This is a genomic window from Variovorax sp. YR634 (genome assembly GCF_900106655.1).
Taxonomy (GTDB): Bacteria; Pseudomonadota; Gammaproteobacteria; order Burkholderiales; family Burkholderiaceae_C; genus Variovorax.
The window spans coordinates 223,882-250,795 of the sequence record NZ_FNOL01000007.1; the positions used below are offsets into that span (position 1 = coordinate 223,882).

27 protein-coding genes and 1 pseudogene are annotated in these 26,914 nt (G+C 66.6%); 10 read left to right on the forward strand and 18 right to left on the reverse strand.

Translation table 11 applies throughout. From position 1 onward, the window contains the following. Positions 1 to 4 precede the first annotated feature (4 nt). A complete protein-coding gene (locus BLV60_RS15295; RefSeq protein WP_093055902.1) occupies positions 5 to 1,108 on the reverse strand; it encodes an NAD(P)/FAD-dependent oxidoreductase in 1,104 nt (367 codons plus the stop codon). 130 nt (positions 1,109 to 1,238) lie between these two features. Next, complete coding sequence (locus BLV60_RS15300) at positions 1,239 to 2,192, reverse strand: LysR family transcriptional regulator (protein WP_093055904.1); 954 nt, start codon at positions 2,190 to 2,192, stop codon at positions 1,239 to 1,241. Between the two features lie 160 nt (positions 2,193 to 2,352). Between BLV60_RS15300 and BLV60_RS15305 the strand changes: the two genes are divergently transcribed. The 4 genes and pseudogenes from BLV60_RS15305 (at position 2,353) to BLV60_RS15320 (ending at position 5,095) form a co-directional block, all read left to right on the forward strand. Continuing rightward, a complete protein-coding gene (locus BLV60_RS15305; protein WP_093055906.1) occupies positions 2,353 to 3,054 on the forward strand; it encodes a pirin family protein in 702 nt (233 codons plus the stop codon). Between the two features lie 64 nt (positions 3,055 to 3,118). Next, positions 3,119 to 3,556: pseudogene (locus BLV60_RS15310) on the forward strand (DoxX family protein); the annotation flags it as partial. A gap of 34 nt (positions 3,557 to 3,590) precedes the next feature. After that, positions 3,591 to 4,142, forward strand: coding sequence for a flavodoxin family protein (locus BLV60_RS15315; RefSeq protein WP_093055910.1), 552 nt, complete (start codon positions 3,591 to 3,593; stop codon positions 4,140 to 4,142). A gap of 29 nt (positions 4,143 to 4,171) precedes the next feature. Continuing rightward, a complete protein-coding gene (locus BLV60_RS15320; protein ID WP_093055912.1) occupies positions 4,172 to 5,095 on the forward strand; it encodes a pirin family protein in 924 nt (307 codons plus the stop codon). A gap of 62 nt (positions 5,096 to 5,157) precedes the next feature. Here BLV60_RS15320 and BLV60_RS15325 read toward each other — a convergent pair whose 3' ends face one another. The 5 genes from BLV60_RS15325 to BLV60_RS15345 all read right to left on the reverse strand — a co-directional run bounded on the left by BLV60_RS15325 (position 5,158) and on the right by BLV60_RS15345 (position 10,498). Then, positions 5,158 to 6,726, reverse strand: coding sequence for a tripartite tricarboxylate transporter permease (locus tag BLV60_RS15325; protein ID WP_093055914.1), 1,569 nt, complete (start codon positions 6,724 to 6,726; stop codon positions 5,158 to 5,160). Positions 6,727 to 6,730: 4 nt separating this feature from the next. Continuing rightward, the gene (locus BLV60_RS15330) at positions 6,731 to 7,261 is read right to left on the reverse strand and encodes a tripartite tricarboxylate transporter TctB family protein (protein ID WP_176928806.1); all 531 of its coding nucleotides are present in this window, start codon (positions 7,259 to 7,261) and stop codon (positions 6,731 to 6,733) included. Positions 7,262 to 7,406: 145 nt separating this feature from the next. Then, positions 7,407 to 9,014: a sensor histidine kinase gene (locus BLV60_RS15335; protein WP_093055916.1), complete on the reverse strand. Its 1,608-nt coding sequence runs from the start codon at positions 9,012 to 9,014 to the stop codon at positions 7,407 to 7,409. Continuing rightward, positions 8,965 to 9,681, reverse strand: coding sequence for a response regulator (locus tag BLV60_RS15340; RefSeq protein WP_093055918.1), 717 nt, complete (start codon positions 9,679 to 9,681; stop codon positions 8,965 to 8,967). The genes BLV60_RS15335 and BLV60_RS15340 overlap by 50 nt, the downstream gene beginning before the upstream one ends. Before the next feature lie 31 nt (positions 9,682 to 9,712). Then, positions 9,713 to 10,498: a sulfurtransferase gene (locus BLV60_RS15345; protein ID WP_093055920.1), complete on the reverse strand. Its 786-nt coding sequence runs from the start codon at positions 10,496 to 10,498 to the stop codon at positions 9,713 to 9,715. 61 nt (positions 10,499 to 10,559) lie between these two features. On the opposite strand from BLV60_RS15345, the gene dnaE reads away from it, so the two are divergent. Next, on the forward strand, positions 10,560 to 14,078 hold the full coding sequence (dnaE, locus tag BLV60_RS15350; protein ID WP_093055922.1) for a DNA polymerase III subunit alpha: 3,519 nt from the start codon (positions 10,560 to 10,562) through the stop codon (positions 14,076 to 14,078). Positions 14,079 to 14,191: 113 nt separating this feature from the next. Beyond that, positions 14,192 to 14,545 (forward strand): YgiW/YdeI family stress tolerance OB fold protein, encoded by a 354-nt coding sequence (locus BLV60_RS15355; RefSeq protein ID WP_093055924.1) that lies wholly within the window; start codon positions 14,192 to 14,194, stop codon positions 14,543 to 14,545. 15 nt (positions 14,546 to 14,560) lie between these two features. Here BLV60_RS15355 and BLV60_RS15360 read toward each other — a convergent pair whose 3' ends face one another. The 11 genes from BLV60_RS15360 to ribD form a co-directional block, all read right to left on the reverse strand. Further along, positions 14,561 to 16,291 (reverse strand): peptidoglycan D,D-transpeptidase FtsI family protein, encoded by a 1,731-nt coding sequence (locus tag BLV60_RS15360; protein WP_093055926.1) that lies wholly within the window; start codon positions 16,289 to 16,291, stop codon positions 14,561 to 14,563. Between the two features lie 118 nt (positions 16,292 to 16,409). Continuing rightward, the gene (gene tolA / locus BLV60_RS15365; RefSeq protein WP_093055928.1) at positions 16,410 to 17,327 is read right to left on the reverse strand and encodes a cell envelope integrity protein TolA; all 918 of its coding nucleotides are present in this window, start codon (positions 17,325 to 17,327) and stop codon (positions 16,410 to 16,412) included. A 3-nt stretch (positions 17,328 to 17,330) separates the two neighbouring features. Then, positions 17,331 to 17,768, reverse strand: coding sequence for an ExbD/TolR family protein (locus BLV60_RS15370; RefSeq protein ID WP_093055930.1), 438 nt, complete (start codon positions 17,766 to 17,768; stop codon positions 17,331 to 17,333). A gap of 15 nt (positions 17,769 to 17,783) precedes the next feature. Beyond that, positions 17,784 to 18,506 (reverse strand): protein TolQ, encoded by a 723-nt coding sequence (gene tolQ / locus BLV60_RS15375; protein ID WP_093055932.1) that lies wholly within the window; start codon positions 18,504 to 18,506, stop codon positions 17,784 to 17,786. After that, positions 18,503 to 18,961, reverse strand: a complete 459-nt coding sequence (gene ybgC / locus BLV60_RS15380) for a tol-pal system-associated acyl-CoA thioesterase (protein ID WP_093055934.1) — start codon at positions 18,959 to 18,961, stop codon at positions 18,503 to 18,505. Before ybgC ends, tolQ begins: the two co-directional genes overlap by 4 nt. After that, the gene (locus tag BLV60_RS15385; protein WP_093055936.1) at positions 18,958 to 20,154 is read right to left on the reverse strand and encodes a pyridoxal phosphate-dependent aminotransferase; all 1,197 of its coding nucleotides are present in this window, start codon (positions 20,152 to 20,154) and stop codon (positions 18,958 to 18,960) included. Before BLV60_RS15385 ends, ybgC begins: the two co-directional genes overlap by 4 nt. Next, entirely contained in the window at positions 20,151 to 20,696 is a 546-nt protein-coding gene (nusB, locus tag BLV60_RS15390) for a transcription antitermination factor NusB (RefSeq protein WP_007837974.1), read from the reverse strand. The genes BLV60_RS15385 and nusB overlap by 4 nt, the downstream gene beginning before the upstream one ends. Then, a complete protein-coding gene (gene ribH, locus BLV60_RS15395; protein ID WP_093055938.1) occupies positions 20,693 to 21,154 on the reverse strand; it encodes a 6,7-dimethyl-8-ribityllumazine synthase in 462 nt (153 codons plus the stop codon). The genes nusB and ribH overlap by 4 nt, the downstream gene beginning before the upstream one ends. A 6-nt stretch (positions 21,155 to 21,160) precedes the next feature. Then, positions 21,161 to 22,315 carry a bifunctional 3,4-dihydroxy-2-butanone-4-phosphate synthase/GTP cyclohydrolase II gene (ribBA, locus tag BLV60_RS15400; RefSeq protein ID WP_093055940.1) on the reverse strand — a complete coding sequence of 385 codons (1,155 nt, stop codon included), beginning with the start codon at positions 22,313 to 22,315 and terminating at the stop codon, positions 21,161 to 21,163. Next, a complete protein-coding gene (locus BLV60_RS15405; protein WP_093055942.1) occupies positions 22,312 to 22,977 on the reverse strand; it encodes a riboflavin synthase in 666 nt (221 codons plus the stop codon). Before BLV60_RS15405 ends, ribBA begins: the two co-directional genes overlap by 4 nt. Before the next feature lie 43 nt (positions 22,978 to 23,020). Further along, positions 23,021 to 24,142, reverse strand: coding sequence for a bifunctional diaminohydroxyphosphoribosylaminopyrimidine deaminase/5-amino-6-(5-phosphoribosylamino)uracil reductase RibD (ribD, locus tag BLV60_RS15410; RefSeq protein ID WP_093055944.1), 1,122 nt, complete (start codon positions 24,140 to 24,142; stop codon positions 23,021 to 23,023). 96 nt (positions 24,143 to 24,238) lie between these two features. Between ribD and BLV60_RS15415 the strand changes: the two genes are divergently transcribed. Genes BLV60_RS15415 through BLV60_RS15430 form a run of 4 tightly spaced genes read left to right on the forward strand, consistent with a single transcriptional unit; the run spans position 24,239 to position 26,902 of the window. Further along, positions 24,239 to 24,850 carry a GspH/FimT family pseudopilin gene (locus BLV60_RS15415; RefSeq protein WP_256329126.1) on the forward strand — a complete coding sequence of 204 codons (612 nt, stop codon included), beginning with the start codon at positions 24,239 to 24,241 and terminating at the stop codon, positions 24,848 to 24,850. After that, positions 24,850 to 25,392 (forward strand): type IV pilus modification protein PilV, encoded by a 543-nt coding sequence (gene pilV / locus BLV60_RS15420; RefSeq protein ID WP_176928809.1) that lies wholly within the window; start codon positions 24,850 to 24,852, stop codon positions 25,390 to 25,392. Before BLV60_RS15415 ends, pilV begins: the two co-directional genes overlap by 1 nt. Next, the gene (locus tag BLV60_RS15425; RefSeq protein ID WP_093055948.1) at positions 25,389 to 26,198 is read left to right on the forward strand and encodes a PilW family protein; all 810 of its coding nucleotides are present in this window, start codon (positions 25,389 to 25,391) and stop codon (positions 26,196 to 26,198) included. The genes pilV and BLV60_RS15425 overlap by 4 nt, the downstream gene beginning before the upstream one ends. Further along, positions 26,195 to 26,902 (forward strand): pilus assembly PilX family protein, encoded by a 708-nt coding sequence (locus BLV60_RS15430; protein WP_093055950.1) that lies wholly within the window; start codon positions 26,195 to 26,197, stop codon positions 26,900 to 26,902. Before BLV60_RS15425 ends, BLV60_RS15430 begins: the two co-directional genes overlap by 4 nt. Positions 26,903 to 26,914: the final 12 nt, after the last annotated feature.

Genomic DNA, 26,914 nt, shown 5'->3' on the forward strand with positions numbered 1-26,914 from the left:
CCGATCAGATGACGTCGAGCGCGAGCGACAGGCCCGAGAGGAAGGCGTCTTCGACGCGGTGGCCGGTGCACCAGTCGCCGGCCACGCCGATGCGGGCCTTGCTGTCCCAGAGGTGCGTCGTGCCCACGGGCACCTGCGTCTGCGCTTCGTTCCAGCACAGGGCCTGGGCGTGCGCGGGCGTGGCGTGGATGCCGGTGATCTCGGCGAAGGCGCGCAGCAGCTTGGCTTCAACGCGCGCGGGTGTGTCGCGCAGATGCTCTTGCGACCAGGTGGCGCTGGCCTGCAGCGTCCAGCGCTCGATGGGCTCGCGGCCGGGCTTGGACGATTCGCGCGCCAGCCACGCCACGCGGTGGTGGGTGCTGCGCGCCGCATTCCACTGCGGGCCGAGGTGCGACATGGTGGGCTGGTTGGCCTGGGGGTAGGCGACCATCAGCGTCCAGCAGGGCGCGATGCGCACGGGCTCGATCTTGCGGCTGAGCGTGGCCGAGAGCTTGCCGTCGCCCAGCAGCGCGCGGGTGCGTGCGGGCGGCACGGCGAGCAGCACGGCGTCGAAGCCGGAATACACGTGTTGCGAATCGTCGGCGCCCGCGGTGCGCAGTTGCCAGCGCTTCGCATCGAGCGCATCGGGCTCGATCTGCGTGACCTGCGTGCCGGTAATGAGGCTGTCGCCCAGCGGCTTGGCCCAGTGGGCGGCCAGCGCGTCCATGCCGGGCTGCGCCACCCAGTGGGGCTCGAGCGAGGGCAGGGCCGCCTCGGCCACGCGGCCATGGGCGTCGAGCACGCGCACGAGGTTGGCGCTCCAGCGCTTGCACAGGCCGGGCGTGCTTTCGAGCGCCAGCGCAAAGCGCGGGTCGCGCACGGTGAAGTACTGCGCGCCGCTGTCGAAGCGGCCGAAGGCGGTGTCGATGCTCGCCATGCGCCCGCCGGCCGCGGCCTCGCGTTCGAACAGCGTGACCTTGTGGCCGGCCTGCACCAGCGTTCGTGCACAAGCCACCCCGGCGATGCCGGCGCCGATGACGGCGAAATTGCGCGGCGCGCGCGGGGTGGCTGGGGTTCGGTGACGGTCGGCGGCCTTGGCCGGCTTCTTTGCAGTTGCGCGAGTGCTCATGACGAACTCTTTTCTTCTGGATGGAATGCGGTTGGATGTGTCTGCACTCTACATCGGTCCGAGAGCCGCTTCGCCTGAGGACACACCCTTAGCGGCGCTGCGCGAATCCTCGGCAATACTCGTCAACCCCTCATCGACCCCGATGCCGCTCGAGCAGCGCACGCCGCGTGCCTTCATGCTCGAACTGCGCCAGCCACCATTCGAGCGCCCGCCCCGGCTTGCCCGCGCTGCGCACGCGCCATGCGCAATGCATCGTTCCCATTGGCGGCATGCGCTCGGTCTTCAGCTCGACCAGATGCCCGGCCTCGATGTACGGCCGCGCCATCGGCTCAGGCAGGAAGCCGCCACCCAGTCCGTGCAATTGCGCCGCGATCTTGGCCTGCATGCTCGGCACGGTGAGCACGTCCTGCCCGCCCATGAGGTTTACCGTCATGCTCGGTCCGTGCCGCGCCGAATCGGCTGCGGCCACCGCGCGGTGCTGCCGCATCACCGCGTCGCTCAGCGGCTGGGCCAGGCGCGCCAGCGGATGGTGGGGCGCCACCGCATAGACGAAGCACAGCTCGCCGATCGGCCGGGTACGGATGCCCGTGGCGGTGAGTGCCAGGCTCGCGGCATCGAGCACCGCGCCGATGGCCAGGTCGGCCTCGCCGCTGGTCAGCGCCTCGATGGTGCCCAGCAGCGTTTCGTCGCGCAGCTTGAGCCGCGTGGGCGGCTCCAGCGCGAAGAAGGCTGTGGCCAGGTCGAGCAGCGGGTCGCGCGCGATCACGCTGTCGACCGCGATGGTCAGCATCGGCTCCCAGCCGGTGGCCACACGCTTCACGCGGTTGGCCACTGCGTCGATCTCGTTGAGCAGCCGGTCGGCCTCGCGCAGCAGTTCGGCACCGGCCTCGGTCACCTTGGCCTGGCGGGCGCTGCGGTCGAACAGCAGCACGTCGAGCGCGTCCTCGATCTGGCGCACCCGGTAGCTCAGCGCGCTGGGCACCAGGTCGAGGGCGCGGGCGGCGGCGGCAAAGCTGCCGGTGCTGGCCACGGTCTGGAGCATGGAGAGGGCATCGGGGGTCAGCACGTCACGGGGGCTGGGCATGGCGGCTCCATTGATCAAATTATTTGAATGGTGCCATCAAACTGCGGCGTCTTTCCGAATGGGGTGCGGACCTAAAGTTCTTTACATCCGCTGCGCATCCGGCGCGGCATACGAAAAAGGCCCGCACACCCCCACAGGGCAGGGCCGAAGGAGTTCGACGATGTTGCAAGTCCGTAAATCACAGGAACGCGGTTATGCCGACCATGGCTGGCTGCGCTCGTTCCACAGCTTTTCTTTTGCCAACTATTACGACCCGGAGCACATGGGCTTCGGCAACCTGCGGGTGATCAACGAAGACCGCGTGGCGGCGGGCGCCGGTTTCGGCACCCACGGCCACAAGGACATGGAGATCATCAGCTACGTGCTTTCGGGCGAGCTGGCGCACAAGGACAGCATGGGCAACGTGGAAAGCATTCCGCCCGGCGACGTACAGCGCATGAGCGCGGGCCGCGGTGTGATGCACAGCGAGTTCAACCATAAGGCAGACGAGACCACGCACTTCCTGCAGATCTGGATCCAGCCGAACGTGCGCGGCATCGAGCCCGGCTACGAGCAGAAGAAGTTCAGCGACGCCGAGAAGCGCGGCAAGCTGCGCCTCGTGGCCTCGCCCGACGGCACCGATGGCTCGGTGACGGTACATGCCGATGCGCGCCTGTTCGCCGGCCTGCTCGATGGCGAAGAAAAAGCCAGCCTGGCGCTCGACCCGAAGCGCAAGAGCTATGTGCACCTGGTGCGCGGCGAGCTCGAAGTGAACGGCCAGAAGCTCGTGGGCGGCGACGCCGCGATGCTGGAAGGCGAATCGCAACTGACGCTGGGCGCCGGCAAGGACGCCGAAGTGCTGGTGTTCGACCTGGCCGCCTGATCCCCCTTGCCGGGCGCTTGCCGCCCGGCTTTTCTTTTTTCTTTTCCCTTTTCAATTTCAACAACCGAGGAGTTTTTCAATCATGGCAACTACAACCACTGCACCCAATTCGGCACAAGACACGCTGGCCCTGATCGGCCGCATCCTGATCGCCTACCTGTTCATTCCCGCCGGCATCGGCAAGCTCATGGGCTTCGGCGGCACCGTTGGCTACATCACGTCCGTCGGCCTGCCGTTGCCCGAAGTGGGTGCGGCCATTGCGATCATCGTCGAGCTGGGTCTCGGCATCGCGCTGCTGCTGGGTTTCAAGACGCGCTGGACCGCGATCGTGATGGCAATCTTCACCGTGGCGACCGCGCTGTTCTTCCACAAGTACTGGTCCGCACCCGACGCCATGAAAATGATGCAGCAGATCAACTTCAACAAGAACATCGCCATTGCAGGCGGCCTGCTTGCCCTCGCAGGCTTCGGTGCCGGCCGCTTCAGCATCGACAAGCGCTGATCGCAACACCTCACCCACTCAGGAGCACCCAAACATGGCAAACATCGTCGTCGTCTTCCATTCCGGCTACGGCCACACCCAGCGCGTGGCGCAAACCGTAGCGGACGGCGCGGGCGCCCAGTTGCTCGCCATCGACGCGGACGGCAACCTGCCCGAAGGCGGCTGGGAGCTGCTGGCCGCGGCAGACGCCATCGTCTTCGGCTCGCCGACCTACATGGGCGGCGTGAGCTGGCAGTTCAAGAAGTTCGCCGATGCGTCGTCGAAGGTCTGGTACACGCAGGGCTGGAAGGACAAGCTCTTCGCCGGCTTCACCAACAGCGCCACCATGAACGGCGACAAGGTCACGACCATGACCTACCTGTGGACGCTCGCGATGCAGCACAGCGGCATCTGGGTCAGCATGGGCATCCTGCCGAGCAACAGCAAGGCCGCCACGCGCGACTCGATGAACTACGTGGGCGGCTACGGCGGCCTGCTGACGCAATCGCCGTCCGATGCGAGCCCGGCTGAAATGCTGAAAGGCGACTTCGACACGGCCCGCGCATTCGGCGAGCGCATTGCCACAGTGGCAAGATCGCGCGAATAACCGGCACCCGCCACCCACGGAGAAACACGATGACCGACACCGCCCCCGAGACCCAACTGCTCAAGCCGCACGACAAGGACCTCGGCGGTGGCTTCAAGGTGCGGCGCCTGCTGCCCGCGGCGCAGCGCCGCTCGGTCGGCCCCTTCGTGTTCTTCGACCATTTCGGCCCGGCCACCGAGCAGCCGGGCAGCGAGCACGACGTGCGGCCGCATCCGCACATCGGCCTCTCGACGGTCACGTATCTTTTCAAGGGCGCGATGATGCATCGCGACAGCCTGGGTAGCGTGCAGGAGATTCTTCCCGGCGCCATCAACTGGATGACCGCCGGCAAGGGCATCGTGCACTCCGAGCGCAAGCCCGATCGCCTCAAGGCCGACACCTACGTGAACCACGGCCTGCAGCTGTGGGCCGCGCTGCCGCAGGCGCATGAAGAAACCGAACCCAGCTTCGAGCACACGCCGGCCGATGCGATTCCCGAGCTGGTGGAGCAGGGCGTGGCGGTGCGCGTGCTGGTGGGCGAAGCCTTCGGTGCCCGCTCGCCGGTCAAGACGCTTTCGCAGACCGTGTACCTCGACATCGCCTTGCCTGCAGGCGGGCGCTTCGAATTGCCTGCGCTCGCATCCGAGCTGGCCATCTACGCAGTCGATGCCGATGTCAGCGTGAATGGCGAGCCGGTCGAAGCGCACACCATGGCCGTGCTGCCCGACGGGCAAGGCGCGGTGCTCACGGCGAGCGCCGCCGCACGCCTGATGGTGATCGGCGGCGAGCCGCTCGACGGCCCGCGCTACATCACCTGGAACTTCGTATCGAGCCGGCGCGAGCGCATCCTCGAAGCAGGCTCCGATTGGGCCGCCCAGCGCATGGGCCACGTGCCCGGCGAGACCGAATTCATTCCACTGCCCGGCAAGCCCTTTGGTGTGCGCGAACCCGATACGGGCACCACGCCGGTCTGAAGCTGAAACTCGAGCGCCAATGAAAAAGGGCCCGACGTATCGGGCCCTTTTTGTTTCTGCGGTTACTCGTTGCCGATCGCCACAGTTTCCGACGGCGATGCACCTGGTGGTGCCTTCGGAAGCTCGACCATGCCCTTGCGGCCACCGCGACCGCGCCAGGCCGAGTAGCCCACGCCCAGCAGCAGCAGCACGCACAGCCCGATGAAGGTGCCGCTGATCGGCCGTGTCACGAACACCGACATGTCGCCGCGCGAGAGCAGCAGCGCGCGGCGGAAGTTCTCTTCCACCATCGGCCCGAGCACGAAGCCCAGCAAGATCGGTGCGACCGAGAATTCCAGCGACATCAGCAGGGCGCCGACGATGCCGAACACCAGCACTTCCCAGATCTGGAACAGGCTGTTCTGCGTGCTGTACACACCCGTCGCAATGAAGAACATCGCGGCCGGGAACAGGTACTTGTAGGGCACCTTCAGCAGCTTCACCCACACGCCGATCAGCGGCACGTTCAGGATCACGAGGATCACGTTGCCGATCCAGAACGAGGCGATCAGGCCCCAGAAGATGTCCGGGTGCTCGGTAATGAGCTGCGGGCCGGGCTGGATGCCCTGGATCAGCAGCGCACCCAGGATCAGCGCCATCACCGCGTCGCCCGGAATGCCCAGGCTCATCGTCGGGATGAAGTCGACCTGCGTCTTCGAGTGGGCCGAGGCCTCGGGGCCGGCCACGCCTTCGATCATGCCGGTGCCGAACTTGTTCGGCGTCTTCGACACCTTGCGCTCCAGCGCGTAGGCAATGAAGGTGGTGATGGTCGGGCCCGTGCCGGGCATTGCGCCGAACACCGTGCCGACGATGGTGCCGCGGATCATCGCGGGGAAGGCGCGCTTGAGCTCTTCCTTGCTCGGGCGCATGTCGCTGAGCTTGAGCGTGCCGGTGTCGCCGATGGTCTTCATGCGGTTCACGTTGAGCAGGAAGTCGGCCACGCCGAACAGGCCCATCGAGATCGCCACCAGTTCGAGGCCGTCGCTCAGCTCGGGCAGGCCGAACGCGAAGCGGAAGCTGCCGCTGTTCACGTCGGTGCCGACCACGCCGCACAGCAGGCCGAACAGCGTCATGGCCACGCCCTTGAGCGGCGAGCCGCGCGACATGGTGGAGCCGGCGAGCAGGCCCAGCAGCATGATCGAGAAGATCTCGGTCGGGCCGAACTTGAACGCGATCTGCACCAGCAGGGGCGAGGCGAAGATCATCACGATGATGCCGACGGACGCCGCGAAGAACGAGGCGATCATCGTTACCCCTAACGCGACGCCCCCTTTGCCCTGCTTGGTCATCGGGTACCCGTCCAGACAGGTCACCGCATGCGGCGGGTGCGACGGCATGTTCATCAGGATGGCGCCGATGGCGCCGCCGTACTGCGAGCCGTAGAAGATGCCGGCCAGCATCAGGATGGCGGGCACCGGATGCATCACGTAGGTGAGCGGCAGCAGGATCGAGATGGCCTGCAACGCGCCCATGCCCGGCAGCACGCCGATCAGGTTGCCCACCAGCACGCCGAAGAAGGACCACATCAGGTTCGAGCCCTGGAAGGCCACGCCGAAGCCGAACCAGAGGTCGTGGAGCGATTGACCGATCATGGTGTCAGCCTCCCCACTGGAACAGGGGCAGCTGCAGCTTGAGCGCCCACCAGAAGATCACCACCGCGATGAAGCACATCGCCAGCGACAGCAGCAGCGCCTCGGTCAGCGTGTTGTCTCGGTCGCCGAGCGCCGAGATGAACACGATGGCGAAGGTGGCCGGCAGCAGGCCGCCGTACTCGCCGAACAGCAGGAACGCGAGGATGCCCAGGATGATGCAGATGCCGCCGCGAATGTCGGGCATGCCGCCCGGATGGCCGTGCGACGCGGCTTCTTCGCTCGCGCCTTCAGCTTGCTTGTCACCGCGCGCGGAGACAGCGATCAGCAGCCCCGTGAGTGCCAGCAGCGCACCGAGCGCGACCGGGAAGAAGCCCGGCCCCATGTGCGCAAGCTCGCCGACGCGGTAGCCGATGCCGGCATAGACGGCGGCCAGTCCGATGACGATCAGCAGGGCGCCGCCGTAGTAATCTTTTTTGAATTTTGAAGCGGGCCGAAGCGCGTGCGAGGCCGGATCTTCACCGAGCTGGTGCTGCATTGAGTCTCCTTCGATTGGAAGGAGCGCAGTCTAGGAATCGAGGCTTTCAATCGCCTTTCGGAGCAGGCGCAAACGGCCCGGCGACCCGCAAAATACGTGTAATCACGTACCGGTGTATCGGGTGAAACCCTTGCAAAAAAGGGCCTCAGAAGGCGCGCAGCGGCAGCCTGAGGATCGCGCGCAGTCCGCCGCCGTTGGGGCTCTCGGGCGTGTCGGCGTTGCCCAGTTCGATCTCGCCGCCGTTGCGCCGCGCATAGCTGCGAGCAATGGTGAGGCCGAGGCCCGCGCCCTGTGTTGCAACGGCAGCCACGGATGGATCGCGATGGAAGCGCTCGAACACGCTGTCGCGCCTTTCGGGTGCGATGCCCGGTCCGCTGTCGCACACCTCAGCCAGCGCATATGAGGCCTCGCGCCGCACGGTCACGGTGATGTTGCCGCCGCGCGGCGTGTACTTGATGGCGTTGTGCACAAGGTTGGCAAGCACCTCGTGCAGTTCGGCGGCATTGGCCGCCACGGGCAGCACGGGTGAGTCGTCTTCATCGCCGGCTTCGTCGGTGCCGTCCGTGTCTTCTCCGTCGTCGCCTGCGGTGGCGATGCGTTCGGCGGCGTTGTCGCCGCGCGCATCGACCCAGCCCAGGTCCTGGTCGTTCTCGCGCGCCAGCGGCAGGTATTGCAGCACCACCTCGCGCGCGATGGCGTTGAGGTCGACCACCGTGGGCTCGGCAGGGGCGACTTCGTCTTCGGTGGTGGCATGGGCCAGCGCCAGCAGTTGTTCGCTGAGGCGGCGCGTTCGCGCGAGCTGCCCGACGATGGCATGCAGCGACTCGCGCATGCGCGCCGGATCGGTTTCGCGCACCGCGTAGCCCGCCTGTATCGACAGGATGCTCAGCGGCGTGCGCAGCTGATGCGAGGCATCGGCCAGGAACTGCGATTGCTCGGCCACCATGCGCCGATGGCCCGCGATGTGGTGGTTCACTGCGTCCACCAGCGGCGCGACCTCCTGCGGCACGCCGCTGGCGTCGAGCGGCGTCAGGTCGTCGCGCGATCGCTCGCGCAGCGAGCTGCGCAGGCGCTCCAGCGGGCGCAGCGTCCACGCCACGCCGAGCCACACCAGCAGCGCCATCACCAGCACCATGCGCGTGTCGCGCAGCAGCTCCTGGCGCAGCGACTCGGCCTGGGCCTCGGTGCGCGGGCCGGTGCCCTCGGCCGCCTGGATCAGCACGCTGTAGGCCACGCCGGGGTGGACGTTGTCGTACACCGTCTGCCGCAGCGCGGCCACGCGCACCGGGTGCTGCTCGTGCACCGCGTCGTAGAACACCGGCGTGCCGTCGGGCGGTTGCTGTGCCGGGCGGGGCAGGCCGGGCACGCCCATGAGCGTGGTCTCGGGCGAATTCACGTCGAGTGTTTCGCCCTTGGGAATGCGCTGCACGCCGACGTGCAGGTACTTGTAGCGCAGGTGCGTGGACTCGAACATCGCCTGGATCGAGAACGGCTCCTGCACGCGCACGCTGCCGTCGCTCGCCACCACGATGCCGTTGGCCAGCGCCTGCACGGGTTCGAGCAGGCTCTGGTCGTAGGCGACCACGAGCGAATCGGTCAGGGCCTTGTAGTCGTTCCAGCTGTCGAGCGCCAGCAGCGCGACGATGCCGGGCAGCAGCAGCGCGAGCAGCCGCGCGCGGATGCCGAAGCGCTGGGGCTGCGGCTCAGTCGCCTTCGCCGGGGAGTTCGGGTTGGGCTGGGGCTGAGGATCCATCGGCAATGCTCTCCAGCATGTAGCCCAGGCCGCGCACGGTGACGATGCGCACGTCGCTGTCCGCGAGCTTGCGCCGCAGCCGGTGCAGCACCACCTCGATGGCGTCGGGGCCGGCGGTGCTGTCGTTGGTGAACACCTTGGCGAAAAGCTGCGACTTGCCGACCGGCGCGCCGCTGCGCATCAGCAAGGCGGTGAGCGCGGCCTGCTCGCGCGGCGTGAGCGACAGCAGCGTGCCGCGCAGCGTGAAGGCGTGGCTCTGGCTGTCGTACGAGAGCGAGGCGCACTGCAGGCGCGGGTGCTGCTTGCCGCGGCTGCGGCGCACCAGGGCCGACAGGCGGGCTTCGAGTTCGACCAGTTCGAAAGGCTTGGTGAGGAAATCGTCGGCGCCCAGGTTAAGGCCGCGTACGCGGTCTTGCAGGGCGCCTTGCGCCGTGAGGATCAGTACTGGCGTGCGGTCGTCGGCATTGCGCATGTCGGCCAGCACGCTCAGGCCGTGCTTGTCGGGCAGGCGCAGGTCGAGCACGATGGCGTCATATTCGGTGCCGGCCATGAAGGCCTCGGCGGTGCGCGCGTCGGGGGCGTGGTCGGCCACGAAGCCGCTTTGTGTGAGCGCGCGGATCAGCCACGAGGCCATGTCCAGTTCGTCTTCCACCAGGAGGATGCGCATGGGAGGCCTGTCGACGTCTTGGTTGTTGCCGTTACTGCTTGATGGCGAGGTCGGGGTCTTCCGAGGCGCGGGCGCTGGCGCGTGCCGAGCGTGCGCTCAGGTCGGGTGCCAGGGCCTCGCGGCCGTCGAACACGAAGCAGTCGCCCTTGTAGTGCGCGCCGCCGACCTGCTCGAAATACTTGAGGATGCCGCCTTCGAGCTGGAGCACGTGCTCCACGCCTTCTTCGCGCATCAGGATCGCGGCCTTCTCGCAGCGGATGCCGCCGGTGCAGAAGCTCACGACCGTCTTGCCCTTGAACTCGTCGCGGTGCGCGTTCAGGGCGGGTGGGAATTCGGTGAACTTGCCGATGCGCCAGTCAATGGCGCCTTCGAAACTGCCGTGATCGACCTCGAAGGCATTGCGTGTGTCGAGCAGGGCGATTTCGCGGCCCTCGTCGTCGTGGCCCTGGTCGAGCCAGCGCTTGAGCGTGGGGGCGTCCACGCCGGGCGCCCGGCCCGCGGCGGGCTGGATGGCCGGGTGGTCCATGCGGATGATCTCGCGCTTGAGCTTTACCAGCATGCGGCGGAAGGGCTGAGCGGCGGACCAGCTTTCCTTGGCCTCGAGGTCGGCAAAGCGCGCGTCGGCACGCAAATGGGCCAGAAAGGCCTGCACCCCGTCGGCGCTGCCGGCCAGGAACAAGTTGATGCCCTCGGGCGCCAGCAGGATGGTGCCCATGAGCCCCAGGGCCTGCGTGCGGGCGCGCAGGTCTTCGCGCAGCACGGGGCTGTCGTCTATGGCCACGAACTTGTAGGCCGCGATATTCAGAATCTCTTGCACGGGGCGCGATTGTAGGGATTGCCAACCCACATCGTGGAGTGGCAGTTTCTACAATGGCCGGATGTTTGTTCACCTGCGCCTGCACACCGAATTTTCCGTCGTCGACGGCACCAACCGGATCGACGAAGTCATCAAGGCCGCCGCTGCCGACAAGCAGCCCGCGCTGGCCATCACCGACCTGAACAACCTGTTCGGGGCGGTCAAGTTCTACAAGCAGGGCCGCGGCAAGGGCGTCAAGCCCATCATCGGTGCGGAAGTCTTCGTGGAAGGGCTGGGCAAGGAGCCCGGCGTGCTCACCCGCATCGTGCTGCTGGTGCAGAACATTGAAGGCTATCTGCACCTGTCCGAACTGCTGGCGCGGGCGTGGACGCAGAACGTGGGCCGGGGCCAGTCGCAGGCGGCCTGCAAGCTGGAATGGCTTGAAGAGCTCGCGGGCGGGCTGATTGCGCTCTCGGGCGCGCAGGCCGGGCCGTTGGGGCAGCCGTTGCTGCAGGGGCAGGGCGAGCGCGCTGCCGAGCTTGCATTGCGGCTGGCGGGGATTTTTCCGCACCGCTTCTACATCGAGCTGCAGCGCGCAGGCCGGCCCGAGGACGAGCCGCACGTCATCGCCGCTGTGCAGCTGGCGGCCCGGCTGCATCTGCCGGTGGTTGCCACGCACCCCGTGCAGTTCGCCGCCCGCGAAGACTACGAAGCGCACGAGGCGCGCGTGTGCATTTCCGAAGGCGAAATTCTCGGCAACCCGCGCCGGGTGCGCCGGTTCACCGAAGAGCAGTATTTCAAGTCGACCGCCGAAATGCAGGCGCTATTCGCCGACGTGCCGAGCGCGCTGGCCAACACGGTCGAGATCGCCAAGCGTTGCAACCTGACGCTGGTGCTGGGCAAGCCGCAGCTGCCCGACTTTCCGACGCCCTTCGTCAGCGAAGGCGTGCGCATGCCGATCGACGACTTCTTCCGCCAGGAGTCGTTCGAAGGCCTGGAGGTGCGCCTGAAGCACCTCTACCCCGACGAGGCCAAGCGCGAGGCCGAGCGCCCGCGCTACGTGGAGCGGCTGGAGTTCGAGATCAACACGATCCTGAACATGGGGTTCCCCGGCTACTTCCTGATCGTGGGTGACTTCATCCAGTGGGCCAAGGCCAACGGCTGCCCGGTGGGACCGGGCCGGGGCTCGGGCGCGGGCTCGCTGGTGGCCTATGCGCTGAAGATCACCGACCTCGATCCGCTCGAATACAAGCTGCTGTTCGAACGTTTCCTGAACCCCGAGCGCGTCTCGATGCCCGACTTCGACATCGACTTCTGCCAGGGCAACCGCGACCGCGTGATCGACTACGTGAAAGACAAGTACGGCCGCAACGCAGTGAGCCAGATCGCCACCTTCGGAACCATGGCCGCGCGCGCGGCCATCCGCGACGTGGGCCGCGTGCTCGACATGAGCTACATGTTCTGCGACGGCATCAGCAAGCTGATTCCGAACAAGCCCGGCATGTCGGTCACGCTGCAGTACCCGCCCGAGAAGAAGATCGAGGGCGACAAGAACAACTACGCCATCGAGATGGAGCCGCAACTGGCGGAGCGCATCGAGAAGGAAGAAGAAGTCCGCATGCTGGTCGAGCTCGCGCAAAAGCTCGAGGGCATGACCCGAAACATCGGCATGCACGCCGGTGGTGTGCTCATCGCGCCGGGCAAGCTCACCGACTTCTGCCCGCTCTACCAGCAGCCCGGCAGCGAATCGGCCGTGAGCCAGTACGACAAGGACGACGTCGAAGCCATCGGCCTCGTGAAGTTCGACTTCTTGGGCCTCGCCACGCTCACCATCCTGGAGATTGCGCGCGAGTTCATCATGAAGCGCCACAAGGGCCAGGAGAACTTCGCGTTCGAGAACATCCCGCTGAACGACGCGGCCACCTACCGGCTGTTCTCCGACGGCAAGACGGAAGCCGTGTTCCAGTTTGAATCTCGCGGCATGCAGGGCATGCTGAAAGATGCGCGCCCGACGCGCCTGGAAGACCTGATTGCGCTGAACGCGCTGTATCGCCCGGGCCCGATGGACCTGATTCCCAGCTTCGTGGCGCGCAAGCACGGCCGCGAGACGGTGGAGTACCCACACCCGGCCGTGGCCGAGATGCTCTCCGAGACCTACGGGATCATGGTCTACCAGGAGCAGGTGATGCAGACCGCGCAGATCCTGGGCGGCTACTCGCTCGGCGGCGCCGACCTGCTGCGCCGTGCAATGGGCAAGAAGAAGCTCGAGGAGATGGCCGAGCACCGCGAGAAATTCCGCGCGGGCGCCCTTGCAACGCATGGCATCGTCCAGGACAAGGCCGACGAAATCTTCGACTTGATGGAGAAGTTCGCGGGCTACGGCTTCAACAAGTCGCACGCTGCTGCCTACTCGCTGCTGGCGTACCACACGGGCTGGCTCAAGGTTCACTACACGGCCGAGTTCTTCTGCGCCAATATGACCGTGGAAATGGACGACACGGACAAGCTCAAGCTGCTGTTCGAAGACGCCCAGAAAAACTTCGGCATCACCTTCGAGCCGCCGGACGTGAACCGCGGCAACTACCGTTTCGAGCCGGTCACCAACAAGATCATTCGCTACGGCCTGGGGGCAGTGAAGGGCACGGGCCAGCTCGCGGTCGAGGCCGTGGTGCGGGCGCGCGAAGAGGGCGGGCCGTTCAAGAGCCTGTTCGACTTCTGCGTGCGCATCGACCGCCAGCGCATCAACAAGCGCACGGTCGAAGCGCTGATCAAGGCCGGCGCCTTCGACGCCATTCAGCAGAACCGCGCGTCGCTGATCGCCTCGCTCGACCGTGCCTTCGAATTTGCGAATGCCACCGCGGCCAATGCATCGCAGGTCGACATCTTCGGCGACGCCGAGCACGGTTCGGCCACCGCCGAGCCCGACCTCGTCGACGCCACGCCCTGGGGCGTGAAGGAGCGGCTGACGCTCGAGAAAACAGCCGTCGGCTTCTACCTCTCGGGCCACCTGTTCGACGAGGTTTCGCACGAAGTGCGGCGCTTCTGCAAGCGCGAGATCGGCGACCTGCTCGACAGCCGCGACCAGCAGGTCATTGCCGGCATCGTGAGCGACTTCCGCGTGATCAACGGCCAGCGCGGCCGGCTGGCGATCTTCAAGCTCGACGACAAGTCGGACTCGATCGACGCCACCGCCGACGAGGCGACCATCAACGCCAACCGCAACACGCTGAAAGACGACGAACTGGTCATCGTCAGCGGTCGGCTTCAGCCCGCGCGCGGTGGTTTCGAGGCGCGCTTCCAAGTGCAGCAGGTATGGGACCTTGCCACGGCGCGCTGCCGCTTCGGCAAGTTCCTGCGCGTGGCAGTAAACGGCAAGGCGCCCGACATCGCGCGCCTGCTGAAAGACTTTCCGCCGCGCACCGAGCAGACCGAGGTCGGCGACCTGATCCAGGGGCTGCCGGTGCGTCTGTCGATGGCGCGTGGCGGCGCGCAGGTCGAGCTGCAACTGGGCGAGCGCGCCAAGTTCTTCCCGACCGATGCGGCGCTGGCCAGCTGGACCGCGCAGGCGGAAGCGGGCAAGGCGCTGATCGTCTACGACTGATCTGATCGCGCACGGCAAGAGCGCGACAAGTGCTTGGGTGGCGTGGGCCCTTTGACGGGCCCGCTACGATCCTTTCTGCTTTTTCCAATCAGCAGTTCAAGGAGGAACTCGCCATGAAGAAATCATCCCTCGTCCTCGCATTGGCCCTGGCGTTGCCCTTTGCCGCATCCGCCCAGTACGCCGGCCCCAGCACCGTGCCGACGATGAGCGTCAAGCAACTGCTCGACACCGGCAAGGATGATCAGCACGCCACGCTGCGCGGCTTCATCGTGTCGCATGACGGCGGCGAGCACTACACCTTTGCCGACGACACCGGCCGCATGAAAGTGGAGATCGACGCCAAGCATTTCCCGGCCGGCGTGAAGATCGACGACAAGGTGCGCGTCGAGATCTCCGGCGAGTTCGACAAGGACCTGGTCGGCAACAAGGCCGAGCTCGACGTGAAGCGGCTCAGCGTAGTGCGCTGAACCGGGTTCGCGGGCTCAGTGCGCCATTGGCGCCACGGCGAGGTCGGGCACCACGTTCATGATGCGCAGCGTCTGCTGCACAACCTGGCTGAACACAGGTGCCGCCACCAGCCCGCCGAAGTACTTGCCGGCGCTGGGTTCGTCGACCATCACCGCAACGATGATGCGCGGCTTGTCGATGGGCGACATGCCGGTGTACCAGGCGCGGTACTTGTTGCTGGCGTAGCCCTTGCCGACCTGCTTGTGCGCGGTGCCGGTCTTGCCGCCCACCGAATAGCCCACGGTCTGCGCCAGCGGCGCGGTGCCGCCGGGCGCGGCCGCCATGTGCATCATCTGGCGCACCTCGCTTGCGACCAGCGGCGAAAACACCTGCACGCCGGCCGGCTCCTCGCCCATGTTCTTCAGCAGGCTCACCGGGATCACCTCGCCGTTGTGCGCGAAGGCGGTGTACGCATGCGCTATCTGGAACAGCGAGGCCGAGAGGCCGTAGCCGTATGACATGGTGGCCTGCTCGATGGGGCGCCACGACTTCCACGGCCGCAGCCGGCCCGTTACCGCGCCGGGGAAGGGCGTCTGCGGCTTCTGCCCGAGGCCCACGGCCGTGAGCGAGTTCCACATCTCCTGCGCCGTCATGCGCTGCGAGATCTTGGTGGCGCCCACGTTGCTCGACTTCTGGATCACGCCCTCGACCGTCAGCACGCCGAAGTTCTCGTCGTCGTGGATGGTCGCGCCCGACACGGTGATGCGTCCGGGGTTGGTGTCGATGATGGTCTTGGGGGTGACTCGGCCCAGCTGCAGCGCGGTGGCGATGGTGATCGGCTTCATCGTCGATCCCGGCTCGAACACGTCGGTCATCGCGCGGTTGCGCAGCTGCTCGCCGGTGAGGTTGCGGCGGTCGTTGGGGTCGTAGCTCGGGTAGTTGGCCATGGCCAGCAGTTCGCCCGTCTGCGCATCGACCACCACCACGCTGCCGGCACGCGCCTTGTTGGCGACGACGGCATCGCGGATCTTCTCGTAGGCCACGAACTGCACGCGGTCGTCGATGCTCAGCTGGATATCGTGGCCCTCGGTCGGCGGCACCTGGTCCTCGGTGTCCTCGACGATGTGGCCCAGCCGGTCCTTGAGGACGTGGCGCGAGCCGGACTTGCCAGCCAGCTCCTGGTTGAAGGCCAGCTCCACGCCTTCCTGCCCGATGTCTTCCACGTTGGTGAAGCCGGCCAGGTGCGCCGCCGCCTCGCCCTCGGGATACTGGCGACGGTAGTCGCGGCGCAGGTAGATGCCCTTGATGTTGAGCGCCGCAACCTCCTTGGCAACCGGCTGGTCGACCTGGCGCTTGAGCCATACGAAGGTCTTGTCCTCGTCCTCCAGCTTCTTGTCGAAGTCCTTCTGCGGCATGCCGAGCAGCTTGGCGGCCTGCTTGAGCTTGGCCTGTACCTCGGGGTCGTCGCGCTCGATGTCCTCGGGAATGGCCCAGATGCTGGGCGCCGGAATGTCGGAGGCCAGGATCAGCCCGTTGCGGTCGAGGATGCGGCCCCGGTTGGCCGGCAGCTCCAGTGTGCGCTGGTAGCGCACCTCGCCCTGATGCTGGAAGAAGTCGTTGTTGAAGATCTGGACATAGGCGGCCCGACCTGCCAGCAGCACGAAGCCGAAGGCGATGCTGGCCACGATGAATTTGCTGCGCCACACGGGGGTGGGGCTGGCGAGCAGCGGACTGCTGCCGTAGCGGATGCGGCCGTTGGGATTCATCTTGTGCGGGCGTGGCGCCCGGCTGTTGTTGTCCGCGTGTAGACAGCGCGGCATCGAACGAGTTCCGGGCGGTTGTTCATTGCCGCCCGGAATCGATGCACGAATCGACGTTGTGCCGTCAGCGCTTGGGCCGCAGCGACACGATCAGCGAGGGGAAGATGCGCCCGTCGGTGTCGCGCGGCAGCTTCTCGGTCTTGCGCAGGCCGCGTTCGGCGGCCTCGTCCCAGCCCTGCAGGCCGCTCGACTTGCTGAGCTTGACGCCGACGATGGTGCCGTCGGGCGCCAGGTTGACTTCGAATTCCGCGGCCGGGTTGCCGTTGACCATGTCGGCATCGGGGAAGGTGATGTTCGGGCGCACGGCCGCGGCGATGCGGCCGGCGTAGCCGCTCGAAGGGCCCGACGAACGCTGGGCTGTGCCCTTCGAATCGTCGGCACCGCTGGCACCCGCAAGACCCTGCATGCGCTTGAGCGCGGCGGCACGATCGGCGGCTGCCTGCTTCGCCGCAGCCTCGGCCTTCTTGGCTTCAGCCTGCTTGGCCTCGGCTTCCTGCTGCTTCTTCTGGTCGGCCAGCTTCTGCTGCTGCTCTTTCTTGCGCTGGGCCTCGTCTTCGGCGCGCTGCTTGGCTTCGAGCTCTTTCTTCTTCTGCTGCTGTTGCTGCTCGAGTTCGCGCTCTTTCTGTTCCTTCTGCTCCTTGAGCTTCTTCTCGCGCTCCAGGGCAATGTCGGGCGCCTTCGGCACGGGTGCGGGCTCGGGCGCCTTCGCCACCGGTGGGGGCGGCGGTGCGGGTGCGGGCGGCGGCGGCGCGGGGGCAGGTGTGGGGGCTTGCGGTGCCTGCAGGCGGGGCGCCGCCTGCTGCACCGTGGACGACCACAGCTCCGCGTCGACCGCGCCTTCGTCGGGGTCGCTGCGCCAGCGCACGCCCCATGTCAGCGCGGCAATCAGCAACGCATGCGCAATGAGGGCCAGCACGACGGCACGCGGCGTGCCGCGCTGTGGCGGCGGCGCGAACTCGGGGCGATCCAGTGCGAGCGACATGCCTTATTTGCCGCCCGTGGTCGTGACCGACAGGCCCACGCGCTCGATGCCGCTGCGCTTGAGCTGGTTCATCGCCTTCACGACGGTTTCGTACTTCACCGACTTGTCGGCGCTGATGACCACCGGGCGCTGGTCGTCGCCGCCCTGGGCCTGCTTGGCCGCGGAGCCGATCTGGGTCATGGGGATCGAGGTGCCGCCCGAGCCGGTGGACGGGTCTTTCTTGATCTGCACTTCGTCTTCGCTCTTGATGACGATCTCGATGGGCTTGTCGGGCTGCTTGTTGGCGCGGTCGACCGAAGGCAGGTTGATCACGCTCGGCGTGATGAGCGGTGCCGTGACCATGAAGATGATCAGCAGCACCAGCATCACGTCGATGAACGGGACCATGTTGATCTCGTTGATCGTCCGGCGGCCGCGGCCCCGGGATGAAACGGCGGGCATGCGCTGCGCCTCCGTTCAGCGGTTGGCCGGAGCCACCGACGATGCGGCGCCGCCAGCCGTCGGATTGGCCGACAGGTTGCGCTGCAGGATGTTGGAGAACTCCTCGATGTAGGTTTCGAGGGCAATGGCGATCTTGTCGATCTCGCGAGCGAAGCGGTTGTAGCCGACAACGGCAGGAATGGCAGCGAACAGGCCGATGGCCGTGGCCACCAGCGCCTCGGCGATGCCGGGCGCCACAGTGGCCAGCGTCACCTGCGCCAGCGCAGCCAGGCCGGTGAAGGCGTGCATGATGCCCCAGACCGTGCCGAACAGGCCGACGTAAGGCGAGACCGAGCCCACGGTGGCCAGGAACGAGAGGTTCTGCTCGGCCGCGTCCAACTCGCGCTGGAAGCTGGCGCGCATCGCGCGGCGGGCGCCGTCGAGCAGCGTGGGAGCATCGGTCACATGGCGTTCGCGCAGCTTTTGATACTCGCGCATGCCCGAAGCGAAGATGCGCTCCATGGGGCCGGCGAACTTGGCGTTCTGCGCGGCCGAGGCGAACAGTTCATTGAGGCTGGTGCCAGACCAGAACTCGCGTTCGAAGTCGTCGTTGAGGGCACGCATGCGCCGCAGTGCGAAGTACTTGCGGATGATCGCGGCCCAACTGGCGATCGAGACGATCACCAGCAGCAGCACGACCAGTTGAACCACGAAGCTCGCATGGAGCAGGAGATTGATGATGGAGAGGTCTTGGTTCATGGCTTGAAAGGTTGTGTCATGGAGCCGCTGTAGCGCTCGAGGGTTCCCGTCACTTGCTTCGGAATGCGTGCGGGACGCAATGTGGCGGCGTCCACCCAGCCGATGCGGATCGTGCCTTCGCACAGCAAGACGGGTGCCGAGGCCCCCGTTCGCTCTTGCTCTGTTTTTGATAGCACTCGCTGACCGATTATCAACGACGCAGTGCCCAATTGTTGAAGATCGGCTGTAACGAGCAGTTCGTCGTCCAGCCGCGAGGGCCGATGGTATTTGAGCTGCGTTTCGCTCACCACGAACTGGCCGCCCGTTTCCTCGCGCAGCTTGCGCTGTTCGACGCCCAGGGAGCGCAGCCATTCGGTGCGACCGCGCTCCATGAACTTCAGGTAGTTGGCGTAGAACACGATGCCGCCGGCGTCGGTGTCTTCCCAGTAGACGCGGATCGGAAACGCGTAGCTCATTGCGCCTGGTTCTCTGCCATGGCCCGCAGGCGTTCGATGGATTCCTGCAAGTGCGCCATCGAACTGGCAGTGGAGAAGCGCACGAACTTGGTCGTCTCGGCTGTGCCGAAATCGCGACCGGGCGTGACGGCGACGTGGGCGCGCTTCATGGTCTCGAAGGCGAAGTCCCAGCTGCCCGAGATGCTGAGCTTTTCGGCGAAGCTCGTGCAGTCGGCCCAGGCGTAGAAGGCGCCGTCGGGCACCACGGGCACGTTCAGGCCCAATGCGTTGAGCTGCGGAATGAACCAGTCGCGGCGCGCCTTGAATTCGGCGCGGCGGCGTTCGTACTCGGCAATGCTCTCGTCCTCGAAGCAGGCGAGCGCCGCGTACTGCGACACCGTGCTCGCGCAGATGAAGAGGTTTTGCGCGAGGCGCTCGACCACCGGCACCAGCACTTCGGGCACCACCAGCCAGCCAAGGCGCCAGCCGGTCATGTTGAAGTACTTGCTGAAGCTGTTGATGCTGATGACGTTGTCGTCGATGGCCAGCGCCGTCTGTCCGAAGGCATCGTCGTACGAGAGGCCAAGGTAGATCTCGTCGATCAGCGTGATGCCGCCGCGCTGCGACACCACCTCGTGGATGCGGCGCAGTTCGTCGGGCGCGATCGAAGTGCCGGTCGGGTTCGACGGCGACGCGAGCAGCACCCCGCGCGTCTTGTCGGTCCACGCGGCCTCGACCTTGGCCGCCGTGAGCTGGAAGCGCTCTTCGGCGGTGGTCGGCACCAGCACGGCCTTGCCGTCCGCCGCGCTCACGAAGTGGCGGTTGCACGGATAGCTCGGGTCGGGCATCAGGATCTCGTCGCCGGATTCGATCAGCGCGAGGCAGGCAAGCTGCAGGGCGGCCGAAGCTCCGGCAGTGACGACGATGCGGCGGGCCGGCACGTCGACGTTGAAGCGCTGGCGGTACCAGGCACCGATGCGTTCGCGCAGATGGTCGAGGCCAGTGGCCTGCGTGTACTGCGTGGCGCCGGCGCGCACGGCGCGGGCCGCGGCTTCCTGCACCAGAGGCGGGGCGGTGAAGTCGGGCTCGCCGATGTTCAGGAAGATCATCGGCCGGTCGGTGTGGGCGACCTGGCGTGCCAGAGCACTTGCGGCCTTCGCCACTTCCATCACATAGAAGGGCTCGATGCGCTGCGCGCGCGTCGAAATCCTCATGCCTTTGCTTTCCCCGAAGCGCGGTCTGCTTCCACTTCAAGTGGACGCAACTGCGGCGCCAGGCCGTTGAGCACGGCGTTCACGTACTTGTGTCCGTCGGTGCCGCCGAATTCCTTGGCGAGTTCGATGCACTCGTTGAGCACCACGCGCCACGGCACGTCGGGGCAGTTCTGGAACTCGTACACGCCGATCCACATCACGGCGTGCTCGATGGGCGAAATCTCTTCGAACTTGCGGTCGAGCAGGGGGCGGATCAGTGCGTCGAGCTGCTCGGCGCCTTCGATCGAACCGTGCAGCAGCGCGTCGTAGTGCAGCGCATCGGCCTTGTGGAAGCCTGCGAGGTCGCGCGTGAAATGGTCGATGTCGGTCGGGTCGTTGCGGCCCACCAGGTGCTGGTAGAGCGCCTGCAGCGCGAACTCGCGCGCGCGGCTGCGGTTCGACTTGGCCGAAGCCTTGCGCGCGCCCGTGCTGGTGAGGCCGACGCGCGACTGGCGCGGCTTGGCGCCAGCGGGCTTGAGGGGCTTGGAGGTGTCTTCGGTCATGAAAGGGTGGCCAGCAGTTGCGCCATCTCGACCGCCACGCGGGCTGCATCGCGGCCCTTGTCGGTCTGGCGGGCGATGGCCTGCTCGAGGTTTTCGGTGGTGAGGATCGCGTTGGCGATGGGCAGGCGGTAGTCGAGCGCAATGCGGCTCACGCTCGCGCCCGATTCGTTGGCCACGAGTTCGAAGTGATAGGTTTCGCCGCGGATGATGCAGCCCAGCGCCACCAGCGCGTGGTAGCCGCCGCGTTCGGCGAGCGCCTGCAGCGCCACGGGCACTTCGAGTGCACCGGGAACCTGCAGGTGATGGATGTCGCTGGCGGCCACGCCCAGCGCCTCGAGCTCCGAGAGGCAGGCCGAAGCCAGCGCATCGGTGATGTCGGCGTTGAAGCGCGCCTGCACGATGCCGATGCGCAGGCCTTTGCCGTTGAGCGTTGTCTCGCCCTTGTTTGAACCTTGCATGGTCGTTCAGTCTTTCGTGAGGTAGCCGGCGATTTCGAGCCCGTAGCCCGCCGCCATGCTTGGCATGCGACGCGGCGTGCCCAGCAGATTCATCTTGTGCACGCCGCATTCGCGCAGGATCTGCGCGCCGATGCCGTAGCTGCGCAGGTCCATGCGGCCGCGCTCGGGCGCTTGCGCGGGGCGCGCGGTGCCGTCGAACTGCGCGAGCAGCTCGCCGGCGGTTTCGCCGCAGTTCAGCAGCACGGCCACGCCCTTGCCCTCGTTCGCGATGTGCGAAAGGCTGGCGTCGAGGCTCCACGAGTGCAGCGAGCGGTTGATTTCGAGCGCGTCGAGCACCGACAGCGGCTCGTGCACGCGCACCGACACCGTGTCTTCGGGCGCCCACTTGCCGCGTACCAGCGCAAGGTGCACGCCATTGCTGGGCTTGTCGCGGAAAGCGTGGGCGGTGAAGGCGCCCCAGTTGGTCTGGATCTCGCGGCAGCCGACTTTTTCGACCAGCGATTCGACGCGGCTGCGGTGCTCGATGAGCGCGGCGATGGTGCCGATCTTGAGGCCGTGCTCGGCCGCAAAGATCTGCAGGTCGGGCAGGCGGGCCATGGTGCCGTCTTCGTTCATCACCTCGCAGATCACCGAGGCCGGCGAGCAGCCGGCCATGGCGGCGAGGTCGCAGCCGGCTTCGGTATGGCCGGCGCGCATCAGCACGCCGCCGTCCACCGCCTGCAGCGGGAAGATGTGGCCGGGCTGCACCAGGTCGGCAGCTACGGCGTTGGGTGCCACGGCGGCCTGCACGGTGCGGGCGCGGTCAGCGGCGGAGATGCCGGTTGTCACGCCTTCGGCCGCTTCGATGGAAACGGTGAACGCGGTCGAATGCTTGGCGCCGTTGCGCTGCACCATCGGCGGCAGCTGCAGCCGCTCGCACATCTCGCGCGAGAGCGTGAGGCAGATCAGGCCGCGGGCATGGCGCGCCATGAAGTTGATGGCCTCGGGCGTGATGTGGTCGGCCGCGACGACGATGTCGCCTTCGTTCTCTCGGTCTTCCTCGTCGACCAGGATCACCATGCGGCCGGCGGCAAGCTCGGCCACGATTTCCTCGACCGACGAGATCGGGGCTGGGGCGCGCGCGGCGCGGGGAGCGCCGATCGGCGTGACGGAGGCGTTCATTCGGCTGTGTCCTTGGAATACGTGGAAGAGGGGGGCACCAGCACGCCCGCCTGAAGCATGCGCTCCACGTAGCGCGCCACGGTATCGATTTCGAGGTTGACCTTCGAGCCGGCCTTCAGGCCGCCGAGGGAAGTGTTCTCGACGGTGTGCGGGATCAGGTTGATGCTGATCTCGGCGCCATCGGCGATGTCGTTCACCTTGTTGACGGTGAGGCTCACGCCGTTGACGGTGATCGAGCCCTTGTAGGCGAGGAAGCGGGCCAGCGCTGGCGGTGCCACCACCCGCAGTTCCCAGCTTTCGCCGATGGGCTCGAAGAAGCTCACGGTGCCGATGCCGTCCACATGGCCCGACACGATGTGGCCGCCGAGACGGTCGCTGGCGCGCAGGGCCTTTTCGAGGTTGATGCGGCTGCCCTCGTCGGTCAGGCCCGCGGTCTTGTCGAGGGACTCGGCGGAAATGTCGATGGTGAACTGCTGTCGCTCGGGAGCGAGCGTGGTGACGGTCATGCAGGCGCCGTTGAGCGCGATGCTGTCGCCAAGGCCCACGTCATCGAGATACCCGTCGGGCACCGCAATGCTGAGTCTTTTGCCAAAGGAGGAGGAGGTGCCGAGGTCGTGGATGGCGGCGATGCGCCCCACGCCGGTGATGATTCCGGTGAACATCTCGGCATTTTCGCAGAGAACGAGAGGGGCTTCGGGCTAAACGTCAGAAGGTGTCCCTTCCGGCGACTCGGGCCACGATGCGCAGGTCGGGCCCGATCTGCTCGAAGCCGCGGAATTCGAGGGGAAGAGCGCCCGTCAATTCGGTCAATGCGCCGCCGACGTGGATGCCCGAGGCGATATCCAGCCCGTCGCCGATCAGCTTGGGTGCCAGGTAAATCAACAACTCGTCGACCAGCCCTTCGCGCAGCAGCGAGCCATTGAGCTTGTGCCCGGCCTCGACATGCAATTCGTTGACTTCGCGGCGGGCGAGATCCTTCAGCATCGCAGCGAGGTCGACCTTGCCCTGCGCATTCGGCAAGTAGGTGACGGTTGCACCGCGCGCCGCCAGTGCAGCCGCCTTCTGTTCGTCCTGCCTGGCGGCGTAGATCCAGACCGCGCGGCCGGGCACGAAGAGCTTTGCATCCGGGGGCGTCTGCAATTGGCTGTCGATCACCACGACGCGCGGCTGGCGCGTGGTCTGCACCAGCCGCACGTCGAGGCGCGGGTCGTCTTCCAGCACCGTGCCCACGCCGGTCAGCACTGCGCTGGCGCGAGCCCGCCAGGCATGGCCATCGGCGCGTGCCGGCTCGGAGGTGATCCACTGGCTCACGCCGTTGCGCAGGCCGGTCTTGCCGTCGAGCGAGGCCGCCGCCTTGAGCCGCACCCACGGCGTCTTGCGCACCATCCGGCTGAAAAAGCCGAGGTTGAGCTCCCGAGCCTCATCAGCTCCAGGCCCGACCTCGACCGCCACGCCCGCGGCACGCAGCCGCTCGAAGCCCTGGCCCGAAACCAGCGGGTTGGGATCGGCCATCGCCGCCACGACCCGGCCGATGCCGGCCGCGACCAGGGCATCGCAGCACGGGCCTGTACGGCCGTGATGAGAACAGGGCTCCAGCGTGACCCAGGCCGTCGCGCCGGCGACCGAATTGCCGCGCGCCGCCGCATCGCGCAGCGCCATCACCTCCGCATGCGGACCGCCGACCTGCTGGGTGTGGCCCCTCCCGATCACCGTGCCGTCGGGCGCAGCCAGCACGCAGCCGACGCGGGGGTTCGGATCGGTCTCTGGGCCGGCCTGGCGCGCGAGATCCAGGGCCTGAATCATGAAATTCGGATTTTCTTTTGTCATTCTTTTGTTAAATCAATTGCCTTGCAAATGTCAATTTTGAAATCCATTGAAAACAATTCGCCGCCAATCCATTTGTTTTGACCGTCTGTCGCGCAATTGACGTTATTGGCCGGCCAACGGGAAATCGGAAAAATAGAATTCGCACCCATCGAAATCAGGGAGGAGCGCCCGTCCGGCACACAGGTGCAAGGCGGCGGGCGGCACGACATGGACAACAACGGATTCTGCGCGTCCGAACGAGGCTTCACGCTCATCGAGATGATGGTCGTGATCGTACTGATGGCCGTGATGCTGGGAATGGCGCTGCCGAGTTTCAACGGCCTCGTCGAACGGTATCGGGTCGAAGCCATGGCCAAGGCGCTGATGGCGAGCATTGGCGATGCCCGCGCCGAGGCGGCTCGCCGAGGGGTGAAGGTGACCATGCAGCAGCGAACGGAATGCCGGGGACGGGACTGGAGCTGCGGCTGGGAAACTCAGGTCGGAAGCGGGGACGCCACCGAAATCCTCAAGCGCCAGGACCCCGACGGCCGTGTCTCCATCGAGAAGAGTCCGGCTGGCACCATGTCGTTCGACCCCATGGGCCACTCGACCGGCGCGGGCCGTTTTCGCCTTCGTCCGGCCGACAGCGCCGATTCATCCAACATCGTTGCGGTATGCCTCGCGCTCGGCGGGCGCGTACGGCTGGGGAAGGGAGACGGCTCGTGCTGATGCAGCGTCTTTGCGTTCGCCGGCTGCATCGGGTGCAGTCGGGCTTCTCGATGATCGAAGCGCTGGTCGCGCTGCTCGTGCTCTCGCTGGGCCTGCTGGCGCTGGCCGGTTTCCAGGTTCGCGTGCTGGTCGACAGCGTCGGCGTAAGCAACCAGAACTTCGCAATGCAGCTGGCCGGCGACATGGCCGATCGCATCCGTGCCAATCCCGCAGCAGCGGCGGCGAAGCCCAGCCGGTACGTGTCAGACTGGTCGGCTGCAGCAGCCGACCGGCCCAGCCCTTCTTGCGAGGGGGCCAGGGCCGCCTGCAATGCCGCCGAACTTGCGGCGCACGATCTGTGGAGCTGGAAGCGTGCGATAGCTGCCGCCTTGCCCGGCGGGATGGCCGACGTGAAGGCCAGCGCGACGGCGGGCGGCATGCTGTTCATACACGTTGCCTGGGACGAGCCGGCGGTGATCGACCCGATCGCGCCCGACCCGAACTGGCAGTGCCCCACGGGAAAGGCCTGCCTCGAAGTCGCCGTCGCGGTGCCGCAGCCATGAAGCGCCGAACGCCATCCGGCTTCACGCTGGTCGAGTTCCTCGTCGCGCTGGTCGTCGGCATGCTGATCGTGCTGGCCGCGATCGCGGCCATGCTCGGCACGCGCAGCGCCGCCATGACCGGCGACGACGTCAACACGCTCAACCAGTCCTCGGCGCTGGCCTTCAGGATGCTGGGCCAGCAGATACGGCAGGCCGGCTACATCCCCATCGATCCCACCGAGCCGCTCTACTACTTCAACGTCAGTGCCGACCGGGGCACCAACCTGAACGACGAGCGGGCTTTCTTCGCGATCAAGGGCGTGGAGTCTGCGGGAGGCTCCGCCAATGACAAGCTGAAGCTGGGCTATGCGCCGAACCCCGACTATTTCAAGGACTGCCTGGGTCAGGAGCCAGGGCGGTCTTCGGGCGGCGAATACGACAGGGCCGCCCCCGAAGCGCAGGGCAACGCGCGGCTCATCACCAGCGAGTTCTCCGTGTCGGACGGCGCGCTCAGGTGCCGGGGCAGCGGCAATACGACCCCGCAGCCGGTCATCGACGGTGTGGAGCGTTTCGACGTCATGTATGGGGTCAGCGCCACATCCGGAAGCCGGCAGGTGGTGCGCTACGTGACGGCCGACGACGTCGATGAGGGCTTCCGCGACGTCCGCACGGTTCGCCTCTGCCTGCAGCTCGCAGGCACTTCCAGGAGCAACCCTGCAGGCAGCCATGTCGACTGCGACGGGGTCTCGAAGACGAGCGGCGACGGCAGGCTGCGGCGCGTCTACACGGCAGTGTTCTCGCTGCGAAACGACCTGGGGGCGTTGTGAGCACGGCGAAGGCGACAGGTCCCGCCCGCAGGCTGGCCGGCGAACTGCCGGCGCAGCATGGCTTCACGCTGTTCATCGTGATGATCATGCTGCTGCTTTCGGCCCTGCTGCTGATCGGTGGCGCGCGCACCGCGGTGCTTCTCGAGTCGATGGCGGGCAACCAGCGCGAATACCAGCGCGCCTTCGAGGCCGCCGAGGCAGCGCTGCTGGATGCGGAGCGCGACATCCGGCAGCTGGCCTTCGATTCCGCGAGCAAGACCTACGTGGCGTGTTCGGCACTTGCCGCGGCGCGCTGCCGCAAGGCGGAAGACGTCCGCGTCTTTCCCGACCGGGATACGGGCTGGGTCACCGCCTACATGAACGCCGGCCCCAACAGCTGCGAGCGGGGCATCTGCTATTTCTCCGAACCCGATTCGGTCGCCGCCGCCGCCGGCAGCGAGGCCTACCGCTTCTGGCGCGGCGATGCCTACAAGGCCGAGTACGCCAGGTACGGCGAGTTCACCGGAGCGCCCAGTGCCGGCAGTCCGGCGCTGCGCGGCGCCAGGTACTGGATCGAGGTGATCGATCGAAGGAACAGCAAATACCCGCTGTATCGCATCACGGCGACTGCCACGGGAGCGCGCAGCGGCACCGGCAAAGGGGATGCGACGAAGGTCGAGCTGCAGGTGTCCTTCGATCCGGACCCGGTCTCCGGGGTGAACTGAATATAGGGAGAG